Source organism: Allobosea sp. LC85, assembly GCF_000735605.1.
In the GTDB taxonomy this organism is placed as follows: Bacteria; Pseudomonadota; Alphaproteobacteria; order Rhizobiales; family Beijerinckiaceae; genus Allobosea.
On sequence record NZ_JPKG01000004.1, the window covers coordinates 217,870 to 239,745 of the forward strand.

21 protein-coding genes are annotated in these 21,876 nt (G+C 66.0%); 17 read left to right on the top strand and 4 right to left on the bottom strand.

Translation table 11 applies throughout. From position 1 onward, the window contains the following. Positions 1–2: 2 nt before the first annotated feature. Genes FG93_RS00990 through FG93_RS01015 form a run of 6 tightly spaced genes read left to right on the top strand, consistent with a single transcriptional unit; the run spans position 3 to position 7,440 of the window. Positions 3–1,835 carry a gamma-glutamyltransferase family protein gene (locus FG93_RS00990; RefSeq protein WP_043230718.1) on the top strand — a complete coding sequence of 611 codons (1,833 nt, stop codon included), beginning with the start codon at positions 3–5 and terminating at the stop codon, positions 1,833–1,835. A gap of 58 nt (positions 1,836–1,893) precedes the next feature. Next, positions 1,894–3,417, top strand: a complete 1,524-nt coding sequence (locus FG93_RS00995) for an ABC transporter substrate-binding protein (protein ID WP_043230721.1) — start codon at positions 1,894–1,896, stop codon at positions 3,415–3,417. Positions 3,418–3,473: 56 nt separating this feature from the next. Continuing rightward, positions 3,474–4,490, top strand: a complete 1,017-nt coding sequence (locus FG93_RS01000) for an ABC transporter ATP-binding protein (RefSeq protein WP_052513150.1) — start codon at positions 3,474–3,476, stop codon at positions 4,488–4,490. Further along, positions 4,487–5,608 carry an ABC transporter ATP-binding protein gene (locus FG93_RS01005; protein WP_052513151.1) on the top strand — a complete coding sequence of 374 codons (1,122 nt, stop codon included), beginning with the start codon at positions 4,487–4,489 and terminating at the stop codon, positions 5,606–5,608. Before FG93_RS01000 ends, FG93_RS01005 begins: the two co-directional genes overlap by 4 nt. Positions 5,609–5,613: 5 nt before the next feature. Further along, positions 5,614–6,555: an ABC transporter permease gene (locus FG93_RS01010; RefSeq protein ID WP_043230723.1), complete on the top strand. Its 942-nt coding sequence runs from the start codon at positions 5,614–5,616 to the stop codon at positions 6,553–6,555. Positions 6,556–6,567: 12 nt separating this feature from the next. Continuing rightward, on the top strand, positions 6,568–7,440 hold the full coding sequence (locus FG93_RS01015) for an ABC transporter permease (protein ID WP_052513162.1): 873 nt from the start codon (positions 6,568–6,570) through the stop codon (positions 7,438–7,440). An 81-nt stretch (positions 7,441–7,521) separates the two neighbouring features. On the opposite strand, the gene FG93_RS01020 is transcribed toward FG93_RS01015, so the two are convergent. Continuing rightward, entirely contained in the window at positions 7,522–8,331 is an 810-nt protein-coding gene (locus tag FG93_RS01020; protein WP_081881215.1) for a GntR family transcriptional regulator, read from the bottom strand. Positions 8,332–8,486: 155 nt separating this feature from the next. Here FG93_RS01020 and FG93_RS01025 point away from each other — a divergent pair, with 155 nt between their 5' ends. The 7 genes from FG93_RS01025 to FG93_RS01055 all read left to right on the top strand — a co-directional run bounded on the left by FG93_RS01025 (position 8,487) and on the right by FG93_RS01055 (position 17,307). Then, positions 8,487–9,842, top strand: coding sequence for a M20 family metallopeptidase (locus FG93_RS01025; RefSeq protein ID WP_244448461.1), 1,356 nt, complete (start codon positions 8,487–8,489; stop codon positions 9,840–9,842). Between the two features lie 11 nt (positions 9,843–9,853). Further along, a complete protein-coding gene (locus FG93_RS01030; protein WP_043230728.1) occupies positions 9,854–11,410 on the top strand; it encodes an ABC transporter substrate-binding protein in 1,557 nt (518 codons plus the stop codon). A gap of 134 nt (positions 11,411–11,544) precedes the next feature. Beyond that, positions 11,545–12,492, top strand: a complete 948-nt coding sequence (locus FG93_RS01035) for an ABC transporter permease (protein ID WP_043230730.1) — start codon at positions 11,545–11,547, stop codon at positions 12,490–12,492. Next, on the top strand, positions 12,485–13,309 hold the full coding sequence (locus FG93_RS01040; RefSeq protein ID WP_043230731.1) for an ABC transporter permease: 825 nt from the start codon (positions 12,485–12,487) through the stop codon (positions 13,307–13,309). Before FG93_RS01035 ends, FG93_RS01040 begins: the two co-directional genes overlap by 8 nt. Positions 13,310–13,313: 4 nt before the next feature. Next, positions 13,314–14,936 carry an ABC transporter ATP-binding protein gene (locus FG93_RS01045; protein ID WP_043230734.1) on the top strand — a complete coding sequence of 541 codons (1,623 nt, stop codon included), beginning with the start codon at positions 13,314–13,316 and terminating at the stop codon, positions 14,934–14,936. Between the two features lie 17 nt (positions 14,937–14,953). Further along, positions 14,954–16,174, top strand: coding sequence for a M20 family metallopeptidase (locus FG93_RS01050; protein WP_043230737.1), 1,221 nt, complete (start codon positions 14,954–14,956; stop codon positions 16,172–16,174). Continuing rightward, the gene (locus tag FG93_RS01055) at positions 16,171–17,307 is read left to right on the top strand and encodes a Xaa-Pro peptidase family protein (protein ID WP_043230739.1); all 1,137 of its coding nucleotides are present in this window, start codon (positions 16,171–16,173) and stop codon (positions 17,305–17,307) included. The genes FG93_RS01050 and FG93_RS01055 overlap by 4 nt, the downstream gene beginning before the upstream one ends. A gap of 47 nt (positions 17,308–17,354) precedes the next feature. On the opposite strand, the gene FG93_RS32765 is transcribed toward FG93_RS01055, so the two are convergent. Both FG93_RS32765 and FG93_RS01060 read right to left on the bottom strand, forming a co-directional pair. Next, entirely contained in the window at positions 17,355–17,519 is a 165-nt protein-coding gene (locus tag FG93_RS32765; protein ID WP_161783751.1) for a hypothetical protein, read from the bottom strand. Between the two features lie 12 nt (positions 17,520–17,531). Next, positions 17,532–17,972 carry a hypothetical protein gene (locus FG93_RS01060; RefSeq protein WP_052513152.1) on the bottom strand — a complete coding sequence of 147 codons (441 nt, stop codon included), beginning with the start codon at positions 17,970–17,972 and terminating at the stop codon, positions 17,532–17,534. Between the two features lie 417 nt (positions 17,973–18,389). On the opposite strand from FG93_RS01060, the gene pqqB reads away from it, so the two are divergent. The 4 genes from pqqB (at position 18,390) to FG93_RS01080 (ending at position 21,286) form a co-directional block, all read left to right on the top strand. Continuing rightward, positions 18,390–19,277, top strand: a complete 888-nt coding sequence (gene pqqB, locus FG93_RS01065) for a pyrroloquinoline quinone biosynthesis protein PqqB (RefSeq protein WP_043230743.1) — start codon at positions 18,390–18,392, stop codon at positions 19,275–19,277. Continuing rightward, positions 19,274–20,005, top strand: coding sequence for a pyrroloquinoline-quinone synthase PqqC (gene pqqC, locus FG93_RS01070; RefSeq protein ID WP_043230745.1), 732 nt, complete (start codon positions 19,274–19,276; stop codon positions 20,003–20,005). Before pqqB ends, pqqC begins: the two co-directional genes overlap by 4 nt. A gap of 205 nt (positions 20,006–20,210) precedes the next feature. Next, positions 20,211–20,900 carry a hypothetical protein gene (locus tag FG93_RS01075; RefSeq protein WP_152579237.1) on the top strand — a complete coding sequence of 230 codons (690 nt, stop codon included), beginning with the start codon at positions 20,211–20,213 and terminating at the stop codon, positions 20,898–20,900. 56 nt (positions 20,901–20,956) lie between these two features. Then, positions 20,957–21,286: a hypothetical protein gene (locus FG93_RS01080; protein WP_043230750.1), complete on the top strand. Its 330-nt coding sequence runs from the start codon at positions 20,957–20,959 to the stop codon at positions 21,284–21,286. Between the two features lie 39 nt (positions 21,287–21,325). Here FG93_RS01080 and FG93_RS01085 read toward each other — a convergent pair. After that, positions 21,326–21,876: zinc-binding dehydrogenase (locus FG93_RS01085; protein ID WP_043230939.1), on the bottom strand; the 551-nt coding region annotated here is incomplete at its 5' end.

Here is a 21,876-nt window from a genome sequence, read left to right on the forward strand (position 1 = left end):
ACATGACATTTACGACGCGACCGGAACTCAGGGGCACATTCGGAGCCGTTTCCTCGACGCATTGGCTTGCTTCGACCGTCGGCATGTCCATCCTGGAAAAGGGGTTCACGGCCTTTGATGCCGCGGTCGCTACCGGTTTTGTCCTGCAGATCGTCGAGCCGCATCTCAACGGCCCCGCCGGCGAGGTGCCGATCATCGTGACTCCGGCCGGCGCCGCTGCGCCGACCGTCATCTGCGGGCAGGGGCCGTCCCCTGCGAGGGCGACCATCAAGCATTTCAAGGAGCTCGGCCTCGATATCATTCCAGGCACCGGCCTGCTCGCCGCCTGCATTCCCGGCGCGTTCGGCGCCTGGCTGACGCTGCTGCGTGACTACGGCACGGCCGAGCTCGAAGACGTGCTGGCGCCGGCGATCTATTACGCCCGGACCGGCCACCCCCTGGTGCCTCGCATCGCCCGGACGATCGCGTCGATGCGCGAGCTCTTCGAGACCCACTGGCCGAGCTCCGCCGAACTCTACCTGCCGGGCGGCGTCGCGCCTGAGTCCGGCAAGCTGTTCCGCAATCCGCAGATCGCTGCGCTTTACCAGCAGATCCTCGACCACGCGAAATCGGGTGGGAGTCGCGAGGCGCGCATCAATGCGGCGCTCGACTTCTGGTATCGCGGCCCGGTCGCCGAGCGGATCGAGGAATTCTGCGCCACGCAAGAGGTCTGGGACGTCTCGGGCCGTCGTCACAAGGGCCTGATCACCGCCCAGGACATGGCCGACTATCAGCCGCAGATCGAAAAGCCGGTCTCCGTAACCTATGGCGATTGCGAGGTCTTCAAGTGCGGGCCGTGGTCGCAAGGGCCCGTCCTGCTGCAGATGCTGCAGATCCTCAAGGGCACGGATATCGCCGATCTCGATCCGACGAGCGCCGATTTCGTGCATCTCGTCGTCGAGACAGCCAAGCTCGCGATGGCCGACCGCGATTCCTGGTATGGCGACAGTTCCGATGTGCCGATGAAGGCGCTGCTCTCCTCCGGCTATGCCGATATCCGGCGGGCGCTGATTACCGGTACAGCCTCCATGGACGTCCTCCCCGGCTCTCCGGAAGGCCGCAATCCCAACCTGCCGCCGCTGCGCACAGTCGGCACCATTGCGCAGCCCGGCCTTGGCGGCGGCGAACCGACGGTCGCCCGCGAGACCAAGCTGCCGAATGACCGGCAGGGCGAACCCGCATTGACCCGCGAAGGCGCGCAGCGCGGCGACACGGTGCAGGTCAGCGCCGTCGACCGCTGGGGCAATATGGTGTCGGCAACGCCGTCCGGCGGCTGGTTCCAGTCAAGCCCCGTCATTCCCGGCCTAGGCTTCAGCCTGACGACCCGCGCGCAGATGTTCTGGCTTGAAGAGGGCCTGAACTCCAGCCTGGTGCCGTCGAAGCGGCCGCGCACGACCCTGACCCCGTCGACCGTCTACCGGGATGGCCAGCCCTATATGGCCTTCGGCACGCCGGGCGGCGATCAGCAGGATCAATGGCAGCTGATCATGCTGCTGCGTCATCTCCACAAGGGCATGAACCTGCAGGAGGCGATCGACGCGCCGTCCTTCCATACCGACCACCTGGCGAGCTCCTTCTGGCCGCGCGAGATCAGCTTTGGCGCGATCACGCTCGAATCCCGCTTCCCCGAAGCGGTCCGTGACGACCTGGCGGCGAGGGGCCACAAGATCACCGTCGGCGACGCCTGGTCCGAAGGGCGCCTGTCGGCGGTTGCCCGCGAGATGGATGGCGACATGCAGTTGGTGAAGGCCGGCGCCAATCCGCGCGGCGTCCAGGGTTATGCGGTCGCCCGCTGACTCCAACGAGACAAGCATTCCAGAACAGGCAAGCATTCCTGAACAGGAGAGGGGACTAATGATGAGACCGACTTACCTGGCACTCGCAGCCAGCCTGGCGCTCGGCGGCATGGCCGTGACAGTGGCCCCCGCCGCCGCCCAGTCCGTTCTCAAGATCGGCCTGCAGGACGATCCCGATACGCTGGACCCGGTTTCCAACTGGAGCTTCGTCGGCCGCCACGTCCTGCAATCGCTCTGCGACAAGATCGTCGATATCGACCAGAACGGCAAAATCATTCCGATGCTGGCGACACGCTGGGAGTGGAGCCCCGACAGCACCGCGCTGACCCTGACGCTGCGCAGCGACGCCGTCTTCCACGATGGGACCAAGGTCGACGCCGCGGCGATCAAGTACAACCTGGAGCGCGCGCTGACCTCGGGCATCTCGCGGCGCAAGGCTGAGATCAGCGCGATCAAGACCGTCGAAGCCGTCGATCCGACCACCGTCAAGATCAGCCTCAAGGAGCCTTCGGTCCCGCTGCTCGCCGCGCTCAGCGACCGTGCCGGCATGATCGTCAGCCCGGCGGCCGGCGCGAAGCTCGGCGACAAGTTCACCGATGCGCCGGTCTGCTCCGGCCCCTACAAATTCATGGAGCGCGTGGTCCAGGACCGCATCGTCCTCGAAAAGTTCCCGCACTATTACGATGCGGCGAAGTATAAGTTCGATCGATTGATCTATCGCGGCATGCCGGATTCGAACGTCCGCCTGCTGAACCTGCGCTCCGGCCAGCTTGACCTGATCGAGCGCCTGGCTGCGACCGACGTGGATGCCGTCAAGGCCGACAAGGCCCTGGCCGTCGACCCTGTCGTCGGCCTCGGCTATTACGGCATCACCTTCAGCATCGGTGGCGATGGCGCCAGCCTCGACGCCGGCAAGAAGGCCGCGATCCGCGAAGCCTTCAGCCTCGCGATCGATCGCCAGGCCATCAGCAATGTCGTCTTCGACGGCCAGGCCAGCATCGGCAATCAGCCGTTCCCGCCGTCGAGCCCGTTCTACGACAAGAAATTCCCGGTTCCGGCCCGTGACCTTGACGCGGCCAAGAAGAAGATGGCGGAGGCCGGCGTGAAGTCGGTCAACCTGGAATTGCTCGTTCCGACCGATGCCGAACGCCAGCAGGTCGCGCAGCTCATCCAGGCGATGGTTCAGGACATCGGCATCAAGGTTTCGATCAAGCCGACCGAACTGATGACGCTGCTCGACATCGCCCGCCAAGGCAAGTTCCAGTCCCATCTCGTCGGCTGGAGCGGCCGCGTCGATCCCGACCTGAACGTCACGCCGATGCTCTCCTGCGGCGCCGCGACGAACGACGCCAAATATTGCAACGAGACGCTCGACGCGATCCTCGCCAAAGCCCGGTCGCTCGGGGACCCCGCTGCGCGCCAGGCCGAATACGCCAAGGCGATCGCGATCCTGCTCAAGGACCTGCCGATCGTTTATCTCTACCACTCGCAGTGGATCTTCGCGCACAGCTCCAAGATCACCGGCTTCAAGCCTGCTCCGGATGGCATCATCCGCCTGGCTGACGTCAGCCGCAAAAACTGAGCTGGCACCCAAGAACTGAGCCGGAACCCAAGAACTGAGCCGGTAGCAAGGACGCGATGAACATCCCTCTGCGAACAGTTCGGGCTGATGACGCATCCGCGCCCGTCCTCGACGTCAACAACCTGCGTGTCGCCTTCGAGGGCGACACGCGCACCGTGACCGCGGTCGACGGCGTCAGCTTCTCGGTTCGGAAGGGGCGCACGTTGGCGATCGTCGGCGAATCCGGCAGCGGCAAGAGCGTCACCTCGCTCGCCGTGATGCGGCTTCTACCCGAGCACAGCGCGCGCATTTCAGGCAGCGTCAATTTCGATGGCCGCGAGCTGCTCGACGAGAGCAAATCAGGCATGCGCAGCCTGCGCGGCAACCGGCTGGCGATGATCTTCCAGGAGCCGATGACCTCGCTCAACCCGTCCTACACGGTGGGCGACCAGATCAACGAAGTCATCCTGCGCCACCGGCCGATCTCGAAGAAGGAGGCGACCGAACGCGCCATCGCCATGCTGAAGCTGGTGCGCATTCCCTCGCCCGAGACCCGCTACCATCAATATCCGCACAATCTGTCGGGCGGCATGCGCCAGCGCGTGATGATCGCCATGGCGCTCGCCTGCGATCCGGAACTGCTGATCGCCGACGAGCCGACGACCGCGCTCGATGTCACGATCCAGGCGCAGGTGCTCGAGCTGATGCGTGAGCTGCAGCAGAAGACCGGGACCGCCATCATCCTCATCACCCATGATCTCGGCGTGGTCGCGGAATCCTGCGACGACGTGATCGTCATGTATGCCGGCCAGGTGGTCGAGCAGTGCTCGGTCGAGGACCTCTTCACCTTCCCGCAGCACCCCTACACGGTCGGCCTGCTCGGCTCCCTGCCGCGTCTCGACGAAAAGCGCGAGCAGCTGGTCGCCATCTCCGGCACCGTGCCGGACATGGCCAATCCGCCCTCGGGCTGCCGCTTCCAGGCGCGTTGTCCCTTCCGCATCGAGCGCTGCGCCGACATGCCGGACCTCATGGAAGTCCAGGCCGGTCACTTCAGCCGCTGCTGGCGTGCGCCCATGGAGGACCTCGTCCCATGATCCAGAGCCCCTCCCGCTCCTCGGTCGGCAAGCCGATCCTCGAAGCCCGCGGCCTCGGCCGGACCTTCGTCGTCAAGCGCTCGCTGCTCGGCCGCCCGCTCGCGTCTGTCGGTGCCGTCGATGACGTGACCCTGTCGCTGATGCCGGGCGAGACGCTGGCCATCGTCGGCGAATCCGGTTGTGGCAAGTCGACGCTCGGCCGCCTCCTGATGCGTCTGATCGAGCCCAGCACCGGCGAGGTCTTCATCGACGGGCAGAACGTCACCCATGCCAGCCATGGGGCGATGCTCGCGCAGCGCCGGCATGTGCAGCTGATCTTCCAGGACCCGTATGCCTCGCTCAATCCGCGCATGACGATCGCCCAGACGATTGCCGAGCCGCTGATGCTGCACGACATCGTGCCGGCCGGTCAGCGCGCCAGGCGCGTGGCGGAGCTGCTGGAGATGGTCGGCCTGCGCCCGGAACAGGCGAGCCGCTATCCCCATGAATTCTCCGGCGGCCAGCGCCAGCGCGTGGTCATCGCCAGAGCGCTCGCGTCCGAACCGAAGGCGATCATCTGCGACGAGGCGGTGTCGGCCCTCGATGTCTCGATCCAGGCGCAGATCCTCAACCTGTTGAAGAACCTGCAGAAGCGGCTCGGCATTGCCTTCGTCTTCATCTCGCACGATCTCGGCGTCGTGAAGCACATCGCCGATCGCGTCGCCGTGATGTATCTCGGCAAGGTCGTCGAGATGGGCACGTCCGAAGAGATCTTCGCCGCGCCGCGCCACCCCTATACGCGGGCGCTGCTCTCGGCCATTCCGGTCGCGGCGCCGCCGAGCCGCCAGCGCTCGCGCGCGGCCAGGCTGCACGGCGACCTTCCGAGCCCGCTTTCGCCGCCTGAGGGATGCCGGCTGCATACCCGCTGTCCCCATGCGCGGCCGGACTGCAAGAGCGTGAGCATGACGCTCGAGGTCGAGGCGAGCGGCCATGCCAATGCCTGTGCCTTCTGGCGCGAACTGCCGGCCCAGGATGCAGCCGAGATTGCGCGTGAACCGCGCAATCCGAAGCTCGAAAAGCTGTTCGCGGCCTTCGAGGCCATGGCCGCGCGGCCGGCCCAGACCGTGACGGGAGGCTGATACCCATGTCTTCACTTCTCGCGCGCCGCCTGCTGCAACTCCTCCCGACGGTCATCCTCCTGTCGATGATCATCTTTTCGCTGCAGCATCTCCTGCCGGGCGATCCGGCGCTGGTGCTCGCCGGCGAGAATCCGGACGAAGCGACGCTCGCCGCCATCCGCGCCCAGTATCACCTCGATCAGCCCCTGGTCGTCCAGTATCTCTACTGGCTGAAGGGCGTGGTGACCGGCGATCTCGGCGAATCCATGCGCCATAACCGCCCCGTCCTCGAGCTGATCCTGCTCAAGCTGCCGGTGACGCTGCAACTGGCGGTCATGGGCATCGTGATCGCGCTCGTGGCCGGCATCACGGCGGGCGTCATCTCGGCCCTGCGCCCGAACAGCGCCGTCGACTATGCCACCAATGTCGCGTCGCTCGCCGGCATCTCGGTGCCGAATTTCTGGCTCGGCATCATGCTCATCCTGTTCTTCTCCGTCTATCTCGGCTGGTTGCCGGCGTCGGGCTTCGTCAGCCCCTGGGAGGACCTGAGGATGAACCTCGCGACGACGACCATGCCCGCCTGCGTGCTCGGCACCGCGATCGCCGGCGTCATCATGCGCCACACCCGCGGCGCGATGCTCCAGGCGCTCGAAAGCGATTACGTTCGCACCGCGCGCGCCAAGGGCCTCAGCGAATGGGTCGTCGTGTTCAAGCATGCGATGCGCAATGCGCTGACGCCGATCATCACGCTTGGCGCGCTCGAATTCGGCGCGCTTTTGTCCGGCGCGGTCCTGACGGAGCAGATCTTCACGATCCCGGGCTTCGGAAAGCTGATCGTCGATGCCGTCTTCACCCGCGATTATCCCGTGGTGCAGGGCGTCGTGCTCGTGACCTCGCTCTTCTACATCGTCCTCAACCTGCTGGCCGACATCGGATACATCCTCGTCAACCCAAGACTGAGAAGCTGACCTGTGCCGACGATCTCGGAATCCAAGCCCTCGACCAATCCCGTCGCGAACTTTTTTCGCGGCCGGCTGTGGCGGCGCCTGTCGAAGCGCAAGAGCGCGCTGGTCGGTCTCGCCGTCGTGCTGCTCATGGTGTTCGTCGCCGTCTTCGCGCCGCTGCTGGCGCCCTACGACCCGACGGCGCAGAGCTGGACTGCGGTGCGCAAGGCACCCTCCGCCGCGCATTGGTTCGGGACTGACGAAGCCGGCCGCGACATGCTTTCGCGCATCATCTGGGGGGCAAGGGCCTCGCTGCTGGCCGGGCTGACCTCGGTCGGCATCGCCATGGCAATCGGCGTGCCGCTCGGGCTCGCCGCGGGCTTTCTCGGCGGCCTCGTCGACGGCTTCATCAGCCGCTTCACCGATGCGATGCTGGCCTGCCCGTTCCTCATCCTCGCGATCGCGCTCGCGGCCTTCCTCGGGCCCAGCCTGACGAATGCGATGCTGGCGATCGGCATCACCGCCATGCCGCTCTTCATCCGCCTGACGCGCGGCCAGGTGCTGTCGATCAAGGCGGAAGAATATGTCGAGGCGGCAAGCGCGGTGGGCAATCCGCAATGGCGCATCGCGGTGCGTCACATCCTGCCGAACATCCTGCCGCAGCTTATGGTCCAGGCGACGCTGACGATCGCCGCGGCGATCATCGCGGAAGCGAGCATGTCCTTTCTCGGCCTCGGCCTTCAGCCGCCGGCGCCATCCTGGGGCTCGATGCTGAATTCGGCTCAGCGCTTCCTGAGCAATGCGCCCTGGATGGCGCTCTGGCCCGGCATCGCCATCTTCGCGACGGTGCTCTCGTTCAACCTGCTCGGCGACGGCCTGCGCGACGCGCTCGACCCGCGCTCGCGCTGACCAACGCGGCGCCTCGCTCTCGCTTCATGCGGGGCGGGCGCGAGGGCCGTCCGCTTAACGGCCGCGAGCGGGGAATGGTCCCTACCGCACCTCGTTGATGTAAGCATGCGCGCGCGTGCTGGCGCGGTGCGAGCCCAGAATGGTCGGCACTCCGGCCTGGTCATAGGCGACCTCGTCGATGGCCAGCACCGCTTCGGGCCCGGCGAGATCGAGGAGGGCGATGTCCTCGTCATTGGCGAGCTCGGCCGTGATCTGCTCGCGAACCGCCGAGATGCGGATGCCGTAGCGCTCGAGCAGATGGAGATAGAGCAGCGGCGGCAGCTCTGCCGGCTCGCGCGGAAGATCGGGGACCCGTTCTTCCGCCAGCAGCAACTTGTCATGCATCACCGGGCGGCCGTCCGCGTGCCGGATGCGATGGATCGCGACGACACCGCCAGCTTTGATCTGCAGGCGCTGGTCCTGCTCGGGTGTGGCCGGCCGCGTCTCGACCGTCAGGAATTGGCTGGTCGACCGCACCAGGCTGCCGTCGGCCCGGTGGAGACGGAAATACTGGAAGAAGAAGCGCAGCGAGTGATGCGGCGCGCGTCCGGTGACGACCGTGCCGGTCTTGCGTCGGCGTGACAGCAAACCCTCGGCGACCAGGTCGCTCATCGCCCGGCGCACCGTGCCGACAGCGATCCCGAACCCCTGGGCCAATGCCGTTTCGTTGGGCAACACCATGCCGGGTTGCCATTCCCCGACGAGGATCGCCTCCGACATATGTCGCTTCACCCGTTCATAGAGCGGCGCGGAATCGAGGGAGACGAGGTTCGGCAGCGTGGACGCCAGGCTGCCGCCGCTGATCAATCCCGCGGCAGGGGCGGTCGCTTTTTTGGCATTGACAGGAGGCATGAGGCTGAGTCCTATTTCTATATAGTTTATATGAAAGATGCTTGAGCGCCAATGGCCATGCACTCCGCCACCGCCGCCATCTCCATGGCAGATCGCGTCCGCGCCGCCCAGCCGCTGCGCCAGGGCAGGGCGGTCCGATGAGCGGCGCCGGGCAAATGGCGCGCGAGACGGCGGGCCTGGAGCGCGCAGGCGCCTGGATCACAGAGGCGGTCGAGGCGGCCGTCGCGGATCTCGGCGCGATGATTGCGGTCGATACCTCGTTCCCGCCGGGGCAGGGCTATGGCGACTTCGCGAGGCTGATGGAGGCGATGACGCGTCCGCTCGGCTTCGAGGTCGAGCGCATCGACGTGCCGGACGAACTCTGGCTTGTCCCGAACGGCCCGGCCGCAGGCGCGAGGACGAATCTGATTGCGACCGCCAAGAGCGGCAAACCGGTTTGCGGGCTCTATTTCCATGTCGACACGGTCCCGGCCGCTCCGGGCTGGACGACCGATCCGCTGTCCATCGCCCGCGATGGCGAACGCCTCATCGGCCTCGGCGCCGCCGACATGAAGGGCTGCATCGCCGCCGTGCTGCTGGCGCTGCGGGCGGCCAAAGCCTGCGGCATCGAACTCGCCTATGATCCCATGCTGCTGTTCTGCACCGACGAGGAGGGCGGCCTCTATCCCGGCATCCGCTATCTCGGCGAGCAGGGCCGGCTTTACGGCCCTGTCGGCGCCGAGCAGGGCCGGCCCGACGGCCATATCGTCAACTTCAACGGCAGCGCCGAGGCGCGCATCTGGGCCGGCTGCTTCGGCCTCTTCAACCTGCTGGTGCGGGTACGCGGACAGGCCGTCCATGCCGGCGAAGGCAACCGCCAGGGGCTCGGCCTCAACGCGATCGAGGGCTCGCTGCCGCTGCTCAACGCGCTGGCGGTGCTCAAGGCGCAGGTGGCGACCCGCCTGTCCGCCCTGCCGCCACCGCCGGGAAAACCGGCATTGGCGGCGCAGCTCAATATCGCAGCTCTCAGCGGCGGCACGGCTGGCGGGCAGGTGCCGGCCCTGCTCGAACTCACGCTGAACCGCCGCTACATGCCGGAAGAAGCCTTCGAGGACGCGCTCGCGGAGATCGAGGACGCGATCCGCCGGGCCGTCGCCTCCGTGCCCGGCCTGACGGTCGAGACGGTGCTGACCGGCCATCTTGCTCCGACCAGCGATCCGGCCGGCCCGCACTGGCCGCGCTGGCAGGCCGCGGTCGGCGCAGGCTTCGGCTATGCGCCGGAGGATTTCCGCCGCTGGGGCGCGGCGAGCTGCTCTGATTTCGGCTGGGTCCAGCGCGCGACCGGCAGGCCAGAAGTGCTGCTCGGCGGCCTCGGTCGCCCCGATCGCAACATCCACGCGCCGGGCGAGTACACGACGGTGTCCGACATCATCGCGCTGGCGCGGGCCGTGCTCGCCTATCTCGCAGCCGATTTCAGGCCCGAGCTCAACCCCGATCTCGCCTCACCCGAACATCACCTGTCCCGAAGCTGAAGGAGCGTTCCATGCCGAGCATCCACCGTCGCGATTTCCTCGCCGCTTCCGCCGCTTTCGGCGGCCTCGGCCTGACCGGCCTGCCGGCCTTCGCCCAGACGACGCCGCGCCGCGGCGGCACGCTGCGCGTCAGCGTCGATCAGGCAGTCTCCAAGCTCAACCCGCTCGTCACCCGGGTGAACCCGGAATATCTCGTCGCCGAGCTGCTCTATTCCGGCCTGACGCGCCTCAAGGTCGACATGAGCGCCGAGCCCGATCTCGCTGAATCCTGGACGAATTCCCCCGATCTCACCGAATGGACCTTCGTCCTGCGCAAGGGCCTGACCTTCCATGATGGCCAGCCTTGCACGGCGGCCGATGTGGTCGCGACATTCGAGGCCATTCTCGATGCCAAGACGGCTTCTCCGGCACGCCAGAATGTCGGCCCCATCAGCAAGGTCGCAGCCAGGGATGACAGCACCGTCGTCTTCACCCTATCGGCACCCTTCGCCGATCTGCCGGTCACGCTGGCCTATACCAACGCCAAGATCGTGCCGGCCTCTGTCATCAAGGGCGGGCTGGAGAAGCTCGACCGCCAGGCCATCGGCACGGGACCGTTCAAGCTCGTCTCCTTCGAGCCGGAGCGGCAGATCATCGTTGTCCGCAACGAGGCCTATTACGACAAGGCGCGGCCCTATCTCGACAAGGTCGAGGTCGTGGTGTTTCCGGATGTGAGCGCCGAGGCTTCCGCCCTGATCGCGGGCGACACCGATCTCATCAGCACCACCCCGCCGACCGAGTTCGGCCGGCTGCAGAAGGCCTCCGGCATCAAGGCCCTGCGCGTGCCGTCCGGCCAGTTCTGCAACGTCAATTTCGGCTGTGACCAGAAGCCCTTCAACGATGTGCGCGTGCGCCAGGCGCTTGCGCTCACCGTCGATCGCGCCGCGATGGTCGATTTCGTCACCGAGGGCTTTGGCTCGCCCGGCAACGATACCCCTCTCAGCCCGGCCTATCGCTTCCATGCCGAGTTGCCGGCGAAGCAGGCCGATATCGCCAAGGCCAAGGCCTTGCTCGCCGAGGCCGGCTATCCGAAGGGACTGGAAGCGACGCTGATCGCCTCGGACCGGCCCGGCCAGCGCACCCAGCTCGCCGTGGCGCTGCGCGAGATGGCCAAGCCCGCTGGCTTCGACATCAAGGTCGAGACGATGCCGCACGCGACCTATCTCGACCAGGTCTGGAAGAAGGGCTCGTTCTATGTCGGCTTCTACAACATGCAGGCGACCGCTGACGCCATCTTCTCGCTGCTCTATACGTCGAACGCCGCGTGGAACGAGACGCGCTGGAACAATGCCGCCTTCGACAAGCTCGTCTTCGAGGCGCGCGCCACGGTCGACGAGACGAAGCGCCGCGCACTCTACGCCGAGGCGCAGAAATTGATGTACGCGGAAGTGCCCTCGATCATCCCCGCCTTCTTCGACCTGCTCGGCGGACAGCGCGATTGGGTGGAGGGCTACCAGCTGCATCCGCGCGGCGCCGTCTTCCGGCTCGATTTCGTTTCGCTCGGCGCCAAAGCGCCGAAGCGCGGCTGAGCCCGTTCCAATCAGCTTGCATCGCAAGCTGATTGGAAAAACGGTCTCCATTCCAAAGTGAGAGACGGATTCACCGATCAGATTGATTCAATCTGGTCGGATCCGGCTCTGAGCGAACAGCGAGGAATCCGCGCGTGTCGCCAGCCTATATCCTCAAGCGAATCCTGCTGATCGGCTACACGCTTCTGGTCGTGTCGCTGATCGTCTTCGCGATCACCCAGATCCTGCCGGCGGACGCCGCCGTCATGATGCTGGGCGAAAACGCGACGCCGGATGCGCTGGCGGCACTGCGTCTCAAGATGGGGCTGAACGACCCCATCTGGATGCAATATCTGCACTGGCTCGCGGCCGTGCTGCAGGGCGATTTCGGCAGCTCGATGCGAACCGGCCAGCCGGTTGCCCCCGCGATGCTCGAGGCGCTCGGCCGCTCGCTGCTGCTCGCCCTGTTCTCGATCGGGTTGATGCTGGTGCTCGCGATCCCTCTCGGCATCGTCGCTGCGGTCCGGCGCGGGCGGGGCGCCGATCTCGGCGTCAGCTTCCTCTCCTATATCGGCGTCTCGCTGCCGGAATTCGTCACCGCCACGCTCGTCGTTCTGGTGCTGGCGGACTGGCTGCAATGGCTGCCGGCGACCGGCTATGTCCCGCTGACCGAGGATCCTCTGCGGGGCCTCCGGCACCTCGTCCTGCCGGTTCTCACCGTCTCGCTGATCCTGATCGCCCATGTCTCGCGCATGGTGCGCTCGGAACTTGTCGATGTCCTGCAATCCGACTACATCCGCGCCGCACGGCTCAAGGGCCTGTCGAAGCGGCAGGTGCTGTTCAAGCATGCGCTTCGCAACGCGCTGCTGCCCACCATCACCATCGTCGCGCTCGATGTCGGCTACCTGCTCGGCGGCGTCATCGTGGTCGAGGAGATCTTTGCGCTGCCCGGCATCGGTCGCCAGCTCATCGTCGCGATCCAGGCGCGCGACCTTCCCTCGATCCAGGCGGGCGCACTGATCATGGCGACGACCTACGCCGTCGCCAATTTCCTTGCCGACATTGGCTATGCCTGGCTCGACCGGAGGATCCAGTATGATTGAGAGCCTCAGGCGCATGCTCCGCTCGCCGCAGGGCGCGCTCGGGCTCGTGATCGTCGGGTTGATCCTGTTCGTCGTCGCCATCGGGCCGTGGTTCGCGCCCTACGACCCCGAAAAGATGGCGCCCCTGATGCGCTACAAGCCGCCGAGCGCGCAATTCTGGCTCGGTACCGACCAGTACGGCCGCGACATCCTGAGCCGCCTGCTGCACGGCGCGCGCGCCACGGTCGTCATGGCCGTACTGGCGACGGCGCTCGGCACGCTGGTCGGCGCGGTCATCGGCACGATCTCGGCCTTTCTGGGCGGGCGCAGCGATGAGGCGATCATGCGCACCGTCGATGCGATCATGTCGATCCCCAGCCTGCTGCTGGCGCTGCTGATCGTGAACCTGCTCGGCAAGAGCAGCCTCAACGCGGTGCTTGCGATCGCGCTCGCCTTCGCACCGGGCATGGCCCGCGTGACACGGTCGGTCGCGCTGGCCGTGCGCAAGCAGGACTATGTCAATGCCGCGATCGCGCGCGGCGAAAGCGCGGCCTTCATCGTCGGACGGGAGATGCTGCCGAATGTCGTCGCGCCGATCATCGTCGAGATGACGATCCGCGTCGCCTTTGCCGTGATGCTGTTTGCGACGCTCTCCTTCCTCGGGCTCGGCGCCCAGCCTCCGGCTTCCGAATGGGGGCTGATGGTCTCGGAGGCGCGCCGCTTCATGCATCTGAGTCCCTGGATGATCCTGTGGCCGAGCCTTGCCGTCGCGCTGGTCGCGATCGGCTTCAACCTGCTCGGCGATGGCTTGCGCGACGCGCTGAACCCGAGGAGCTGAGGCGATGGCGACCCCGATCCTCGACATCGCCGGCTATCATCTGGATTACGCGACGCCGGCCGGCTTCACGCGCGCGCTCGACGACGTGGCGCTGTCCATTGCGAAGGGCGAGGTGCTGGGCCTCGTCGGCGAGTCCGGCTCCGGCAAGACCTCGCTCGCCTGGGCGATCATGCGCCATCTGCCGAAGAGTGCGCGCGAGGCCGGTGCCATCCGGTTGACCGGCCAGGACCTCCTGAAGGCCTCCGAAGCGGACATCGAAGCGATCCGTGGCAAGCGCATCGGCATGGTGTTCCAGGACCCGAGCACCTCGCTCAACCCGACGCTGCCACTCGGCGAGCAACTCGCCGAGGTGCTGGTGCGCCATCGCGGCCTGACGCGAAAGCAGGCCTGGGCCGAGGGCGAGGAGCGCCTTGCCCGTGTCGGCCTCAAGATTCCCAAGCAGATGATGCGGCGCTATCCGCACGAGGCCTCCGGCGGCGAGAAGCAGCGTGTCGTCATCGCGACCGCCTTCGCCTGCCAGCCGGAATGCATCATCTTCGACGAGCCGACGACAGCGCTCGATGTGATCACGGCACGCCAGATCCTCGACCTGTTCAAGGAATTGCAGGCGGAAACCGGCGTCGCCTCGCTCTACATCTCGCACGATCTCGCGCTGGTCTCGCAAATCGCGACGACGGTCGCGGTGATCCATCGCGGCAAGATCGTCGAGCGTGGCGCGGTCGCGGATGTCTTTGCCCGGCCGCAGGATGCCTATACGCGCAAGCTGCTCGCTGCGGTGCCGCGACCGGACCATCGGCTGATCGGAACCACGCCCGACAAGGCCGCCCGGCCGCTGGTCGAGGTCGAGAAGGTCAGCGTCCACTACGGCCGCAAACCCTTCCTCGGCAGCCTGCTCGGCCGCGCCAACACGCAGTTCACCGGCAACCGCGAGGTGAGCCTCTCCGTTTTGCCGGGGGAGATCCTCGGCATCGTCGGTGAATCCGGCTCCGGCAAGTCGACGCTCGCCAAGGCGATGACGGGCCTGAACCGGTTCGAGGGCGAGATCCGCTTCGCAGGCCGGCGCATCACGGGCCTGGGCGACATGGACCGGGCCTATCGCCGCGATGTCCAGATCATCTTCCAGCATCCGGATTCCTCGCTCAATCCGCGCCAGCGCATCCGGGAGATCCTGTCGCGCCCGCTCGAACTCTATGGCGAGCCCGGCGCACGCAAGGACGCAGCGGCCATCGGAGAGCTGCTGGAGCAGGTCAGGCTGCCGGCCTCCTATGCGGATCGCTATCCGCACCAGCTCTCCGGCGGCGAGAAGCAGCGTGTCGCCATCGCGCGCGCCTTCGCGTCCAGGCCGAAACTCGTGATCTGCGACGAGATCACCTCCGCGCTCGACGTTTCCGTGCAGGCCTCCGTCGTCGAGCTCCTGGTCGATCTGCAGAAGCGCTTCGGCACGGCCTATCTCTTCATCACCCACGATCTCAACCTGGTGCGGCAGATCGCCCACCGGATCGCGGTGATGTATCGCGGCGACCTCGTCGATCTCGTCGATGTCACCGCGCTGACCGACGGAACCCTCCACCCCTACACCCGCTCCCTGCTCGACGCCGTGCCCGCTCCGGCCACGGCCGCCGCCTGACATCCGAGGCCATCACGATGAATCCCCGCGACCTGATCCATTCGCTCGACGAGAAGGCCTGCCTGACGCTCCTCTCCGACTGGGTGAAGCAGAAGAGCTATTCCGAGACCGAAGGCGAGAAGAAGCTGGTGCTCCACGTCGTCGACCAGATGAAGGCGATGGGCATCGAGGCGGAGGCCCAGGCCTTCGACGATGGCCGCCGCGCCAACGCCATCGGCCGCTGGAAGGGCACCGGCGGCGGCAAGAGCCTGCTGTTCAACGGACATCTCGACACCAACCCGGCAACCGAGGGTTGGACGGTCGATCCCTGGGGCGGCGTGGTCGACGAGGAGTTCATCTACGGCATTGGCGTCTCGAACATGAAGGCCGGCGATGCCGCCTCCTATTGCGCGGTGAAGACGCTGCTCGACGCCGGCGTGAAGCTCAAGGGCGACGTGATCCTGACCTATGTGGTCGGCGAACTGCAAGGCGGCGTGGGAACGGTCGCCGCGATCCGCAACGGCATCCGGGCCGACTACTTCGTCAACAGCGAACCGACCGATGTGCAGGCCGTCACCATGCACGCCTGCGCCTTTTCCTTCGTGATCGAGCTCGTCGGCAACACCCGCCACCTCTCCAAGCGCGAGCAGGCGGTCGACGCGATCATGGCGGCCTGCGATCTCATTCCGCGGCTGAACGGGATGAAATTCTCCGGCGCGCCGAGCGCCGAGCATGAATCGATCAACCGTGTCCATGTCGGCGTCGTCCATGGCGCTCTCGGCAAGGAGCTGCACGAGTGGCGCGCTCCGCAGGTCGCCGACTACTGCAAGCTCAAGGGTTCCGGCCGCTACGCGCCGGGCCAGACGCAGGACGGCGCACTTGCCGACATGACGCGCGAGCTTGCCGCGCTGGAAGCACGCTTCCCGGGCCTGAAGACCTCCATCCGCATCGAGAAGAAGGAAGGCCACCAGTCGATGCCGGCCTTCGAGGTCGCCAAGGACGCGCGCATCGTCAAGGTGGTCAACGCCGCCTATGAGGCCGTGCGCGGCGAGAAGCAGCCAACCGGGGCGATCAAGCCACCCGGCTTCTTCGGCACCGATGCCGGCCATCTCTATGCCGAGGCCGGCATGGAAGGCATCGTCTGTGGTCCGGGCGGCCGTTACAACACCATGCCCGACGAGCGCGTCGAGATCCGCGACTTCCTCGACATGGTCCGCATCTACATGCTGACGATCCTCGATATCTGCGAGGTGGCGTGAGTCCGCTCTTCTCGCGCGAGGAATTTGCGGGGCGGGCGGCGCGTGCCCGCGCCGCGATGGCGCAAGTCGGCGCGGAGCTTCTGCTGGTCGACCATGCCGAATGCCTGGCGTGGCTGACGGGCTATACCGTCTCGGAGACGATGTATCGCGCGGCTTTCCTGCCGCTCGAGGGCGAGCCGTGGTTCGTCTTGCGAGACCTCGACGCCGGGCCCTGCCGCGACGCCTGCTGGTTTGCCGATATCGTCGGATTTCCCGATACCGCCGAGCCGCAGGCCGTGATGGCGGATGAAATCCGTCGCCGCGGCCTCGGCAACGCGCGGATCGGCGCCGATCATCTCTCCTACGGCTTTACGGCCGCGACGCGCGATCGGTTCGCAGCGCTGCTGCCGCAGGCACGCTTTGTCGACCTGCCGCAGGCGAGCGACCTGCTCCGAGCCGTGAAGTCGCCGGCCGAGATCAACCAGATCGCCCAGGCCGCCAGCATCGCGGACAAGGCGATGAGGTCGATCGCGGACAGGGCGCGGCCCGGGCTTTCGTCAAGGGCGGCCGCAGCCGTCGCCGCTGCCTGCTTTCTGGAGAACGGCGCCGATACCGGCGAAACCGGCCCGATCCTGCCTGGCGTTGGCGACCACGAATTCCTGCACGGCGTCATGACGGCGCAGCCGCTCGGTGAGGGCGACATCCTGCATGTCGAACTGATCCCGAAACTGGGCAATTACGGTGCCCGCCTGATGCGTCCGGTGCTGATCGGCGGGGATGAGCGTGGACTTATCCCACTCGCTGAGCGTCTGGTCGCGCTCCAGGACGAGCAGTTCGCAGCGATGCGGCCGGGCGTCTTGGCTTGCGAGATCGATGCCGTGCTGCGTGAAGCCGTGCTTCGTGAGGGTTTGCGTCCTGCCTACGACAACGTCACCGGCTACACGCTCGGCCTCTACGCTCGCACCCCGCGGCCCAGCGACTTCTCTCGCGTGTTCCTGCCGAACGCGCGCTGGAGACTCGAAGAGGGCATGGTCTTTCACATGTATGTGACGGCCGGCGGCCTGGGATTCAGCGAAAGCATCGTGGTCGAAACCGACGGCTGCAGGCGGTTGAGCTCGCTGCCCCGCAAGCTGCTCTCAAGCGCCGTGCATTAGAGCATCGGACCGAAAAGTGGAATCCGGTTTTCGGAAAAATCCGATGCTCAAACAAAGAGATAGATCGCCCCTCCTGCGTCCGAACGGACGCACGGCGATCTAGCGATCTCGGCCTGGATCATGACGATGCCGCTCCTGCATTCCGACCTGTCGTCGGCCTGGGCCGGGATCGTCACCAGGATCAGGACGGCGGCGAGGGCGACCTTGCGCATGACTTGCCTCCGTCACTTCACGATGAAGGTGCCGGTCATCCCCTGAGCCTCCAGGCCCTGGATGTACCAGGGGTACTCGCCCGGCCGCATCGCCACGAACTCCACGTGGATCGTGCCCTGGTCGTCGAACTCGAGATGATGAGGTGCCCCCTGCATGTGCACTTCGAGATGGTTGATGACGATCTGGTTGACCCAGCTGTTCCGGAAGAACTCCGGTGCGAAGAATTTGTACTCCTTGCCGCCCTTTGCCGTGATGGCGAGGCGGTAGGATTTGCCGGATTCCATCTCGATCTGTTTCCGGGAGACGACGTAGTCGCTGCCTTCGTCGTTCCCGAGCACAAGCTCGGGCAAATCCGTCCGGCCCTTCACGAGGTCGGCGCCCGTCGCCTGGCTCAAACCAAGCAGGCCCGCCGGCAAGAACCACAGCAGATGCAAGAACCACCGCAGATGCATGTCATCCTCCCCGTTCTTGTTGCTTCAGAGTAGCGCAGGATCAGTCGGTTTTCAGTCGATCGTGGTTCGTGGCGTCGGACACTCGATCGTGGGGCGCTCGGCTTTGATCCGGAGCTGGCCCGAAGCCTTCCCCTCTGCAAGGACAGCCAGCGAGCGCCAAAGTCGACAGTAACACGGCGAGGTCGTGAAGAAGAGGGAACCGCGATCATCATGGCGGGGATGGCCATGATGGCCTAGGCTGCCGCCCGGCGCGTGACGGCACCTGTGTCAGCGCCATGCCGCTCTCGGCGCAATCGAAGGAGCCGGACATGTCCTGGGTCGAACGCGGGGTGGAAGCAGCGGCTTGCGCAGCAGCGCCGGAGGCACAGGTCTTCGTGCCTTGCGCTTGTGAGAGGCCGGCTGCCTGAGGCGCCCCCGATGAAGGCCATCGTTCTCGGTGCGGCTGCCGGTGGCGGCTTTCCACAATGGAATTGCCGGTGCCGGGTCTGTGCGCTTGCCTGGAACAGGGATCCTCGTGCCCCCTGGCGAACGCAATCGAGCCTCGCGGTGACACGCGATGGCGAGAGCTGGGTCGTTCTGAACGCGTCGCCCGATCTCGGCAGCCAGATCCGGGCGACACCAGCCCTGTGGCCGCGCGCAGAGCGCCATTCGCCGATTGGCACGGTCATTCTCAGCAGCGCCGAGATCGACCATGTTGCCGGGCTGCTCAACCTGAGGGAGCGACATCCTTTCGACCTGGTCGCGCTCGCGCCCGTTTTTGATGCGACCGACGCCAACCCCATTTTTGCAGCAGTGCCGGCGCGTCGCGTCACCGCGACCGCGGCGGAGCCCATCGCGTTGGCCGGCGGACTGACGGCGGAGCTGTTTCCCGTTCCCGGCAAGGCACCGCTCTATTTGGAGGATCGCGCGCGCCCGCTCGCCTCCGAGGCTGGCGAAGCGGCCGGCATCAGGATCAGCGATGAGGGGCGATCGATCGTCTACATCCCGGGCTGTGCGGCCTTGTCCGACAGCGTTCGTGCCATGGCGGAAAGCGCGGACATGGTGTTCTTCGACGGCACCCTGTTCACGGATGACGAGATGATCCGCAGCGGCGTCGGTGAAAAGACCGGCCGGCGGATGGGGCATATGCCGATCACGGGCACCGGTGGCTCGCTGTCCTGGCTTGCAGAGCTGCCGGCAGCGCGAAAAATCTATATCCATCTCAACAACACCAATCCGGCGCTGATCGAGGGGGCGCCGGAGCGTCTCATGATCGAAGCCGCGGGTATCGCGGTGGCCTATGACGGCATGGAGGTGAGGCTGTGACTGCTTTGCTATCGCCCGAGGAACTGGAGCAGCGCCTGCGCGAGGTCGGAGAGGCGCGCTATCACGACAAGCACCCCTTCCACGTTCGGCTGCATTCCGGCCAGTGCACGAAGGGAGAAGTCCAGGCTTGGGCCCTCAACCGCTTCACCTACCAGGCCCATATCCCTGTGAAGGACGCCTTTCTGATCGCCCGGGCCAGCGACCCCGCGCTCCGGCGGGCCTGGCGCCAGCGTCTCGTCGACCATGACGGCGAGGCGGATGGAGAAGGCGGGATCGAACGCTGGCTGCGGCTTTGCGAAAGCCTGGGCCTGGTGCGCACCGATGTGCAGGCCCATCGCGGCGTGCTGCCGGCGACCCGTTTCGCGGTGGAGGCCTATGTCAATTTCGTGCGCGAGCGCCCGCTGCTCGAAGCCGTCGCGTCCTCCCTGACCGAACTGTTCTCGCCCACGATCATCCGGCATCGCGTCGAAGGCATGCTGGCGCATTACGACTTCGTCAGCCCGGAGAGCCTGAGCTATTTCACCGCCCGCCCGGCACAGGCGCGGCGCGATGTCGAGACCGCTCTTAGCCATGTCACGGCCCATGCCCGCACGCCGGCCGAGCAGCAGGCGGTGATTGCGGCGCTCGAATTCAAATGCGACGTGCTCTGGGCCATGCTGGATGCGCTCCATCATGCCTATTTCGAGCCCGGCCATATTCCACCCGGCGCCTTCGTTCCCGCGCGCTGATGAGCGGTTAAAGCATCGGTCCGAAAAGTGGATTGCGGTTTTCGGGGAAGCCGATGCAAACACAAAAGGTTAGATCGTCGGACCGGATACGATATCCGGTCCGACGATCTAAGGGCGCAAAGCTGATTGCTGCATCCGGCGCTACGCCCTATCCTGCTGCCCGCGTGGCCTGCTCGACTTGGTACCCAGTCAGGGAGACGCAAACGTGAGCGGAAAAGCCTTCGCCGTCGTGCTCTGCCGGGTCATGGTTGTGGTGCTGGCGATGGCGCCATGGCCGGCGCAGGCGCAGGATGCGCCGGTGGATATCCTGTTCGCGCGTCCTCATCTGTCCGGCGTGCCTTCGGGGACGGAGCTTGTCTATCGCGTTGAGCGCTCGCCCTCCGACACCAAGCGGCTGGGCGAACCATTCGGCGACGACATCAAGCTCGTGGTCAGATCCGTTGCCGCAAGCGGCAGTCGCGATATCGACCTGCGCATGTTCACCGGCGAACGGGCGCGCGACCTGATGTCGATCCCCGATCTCACCGGCAATCCGGTGCTCCTCATCTTCCTCGATCGGGCGGTGAACAACATGGTGCAGCTCACCGGCGGAACGGCGCCCTATTTCAAGGACCGTCTGCGCGCCGGCCTGCGCGACAAGGCAACAGGCGAGGCCACCAAGGCGGAATTCGAGGGCAAGATGCTGGATGCGACGCGGATTACCGTCAGGCCCTTTGTCGACGATACCAATCTCGGACGGATGCTCGGGTATGAGGGATCCAAGTTCGAGATTCTGGTGGCCGAGGCCGCGCCCGGCATGCTGCTCGACATGACCTCCCATTTCGTCAGCACATTGCCGGATGCGCCGAAACTCGAGGAGCGCATCTTCCTGAAATCGGCGGGCGCCCAGCCATGAGCACGGTCGGGACGGGAGGAGGGCGCCACCACGGCCTTCTGGCGGCTCTTGCCGGAATGCTGATGGCGGCCGTGTTGGCTGCGAGCGACGTGGGGGCGCTCGAAGCGCCGGTCAACGACTATCCGACGGTCGCTCGCGCCGACTACATTTTCGGCTGCATGGCGGCGAACGGCCAGACGCGTACGTCACTGGAAAAATGCTCGTGTTCGATCGACGTCATCGCGTCTGTCCTGCCCTACAAGGCCTATGAGGAAGCCGAGACGATCATGTCGGTGCGCCAGCGCGGCGGTCAGAACGCCTCGATGTTCATCTCCATGCCGGTGCTGCGCGAGAAGGTTGCTCGCCTGAAACGGGCGCAGATCGAAGGAGAGCTGCGCTGCTTCTGACGAAGTGCCGGCCGAGGTGAGGGAACGCGGACGACCGGCTCAGTAGACCACGACGCTCCGGATCGACTTGCCCTCATGCATCAGGTCGAAACCGTGGTTGATCTCGTCCAGACTGAGCTTGTGAGTGATGAGGTCGTCGATGTTGATCTTCCCCTCCATGTACCACTCGACGATCTTCGGCACATCGGTGCGGCCCCTCGCGCCGCCGAAGGCCGTGCCCTTCCAGACGCGCCCGGTGACGAGCTGGAACGGCCGGGTCGCGATCTCCTTGCCGGCTTCGGCGACGCCGATGATGATCGACTCGCCCCAGCCGCGATGGCAGCATTCCAGCGCCTGGCGCATCACGTTGACGTTGCCGGTGGCATCGAAGGAGAAATCGGCGCCGCCGCCGGTGAGGTCGACGATCGCCTGCACCACCTTGTCGGTGCCGATCTCGGCCGGGTTGATGAAGTCGGTCATGCCGAACTTTTCGGCCATGGCGCGCTTCCCCGGGTTGATGTCGACACCGATGATCTTGTCGGCGCCGACCATGCGTGCGCCCTGGATGACGTTGAGGCCGATGCCGCCGAGCCCGAAGACCACGACATTGG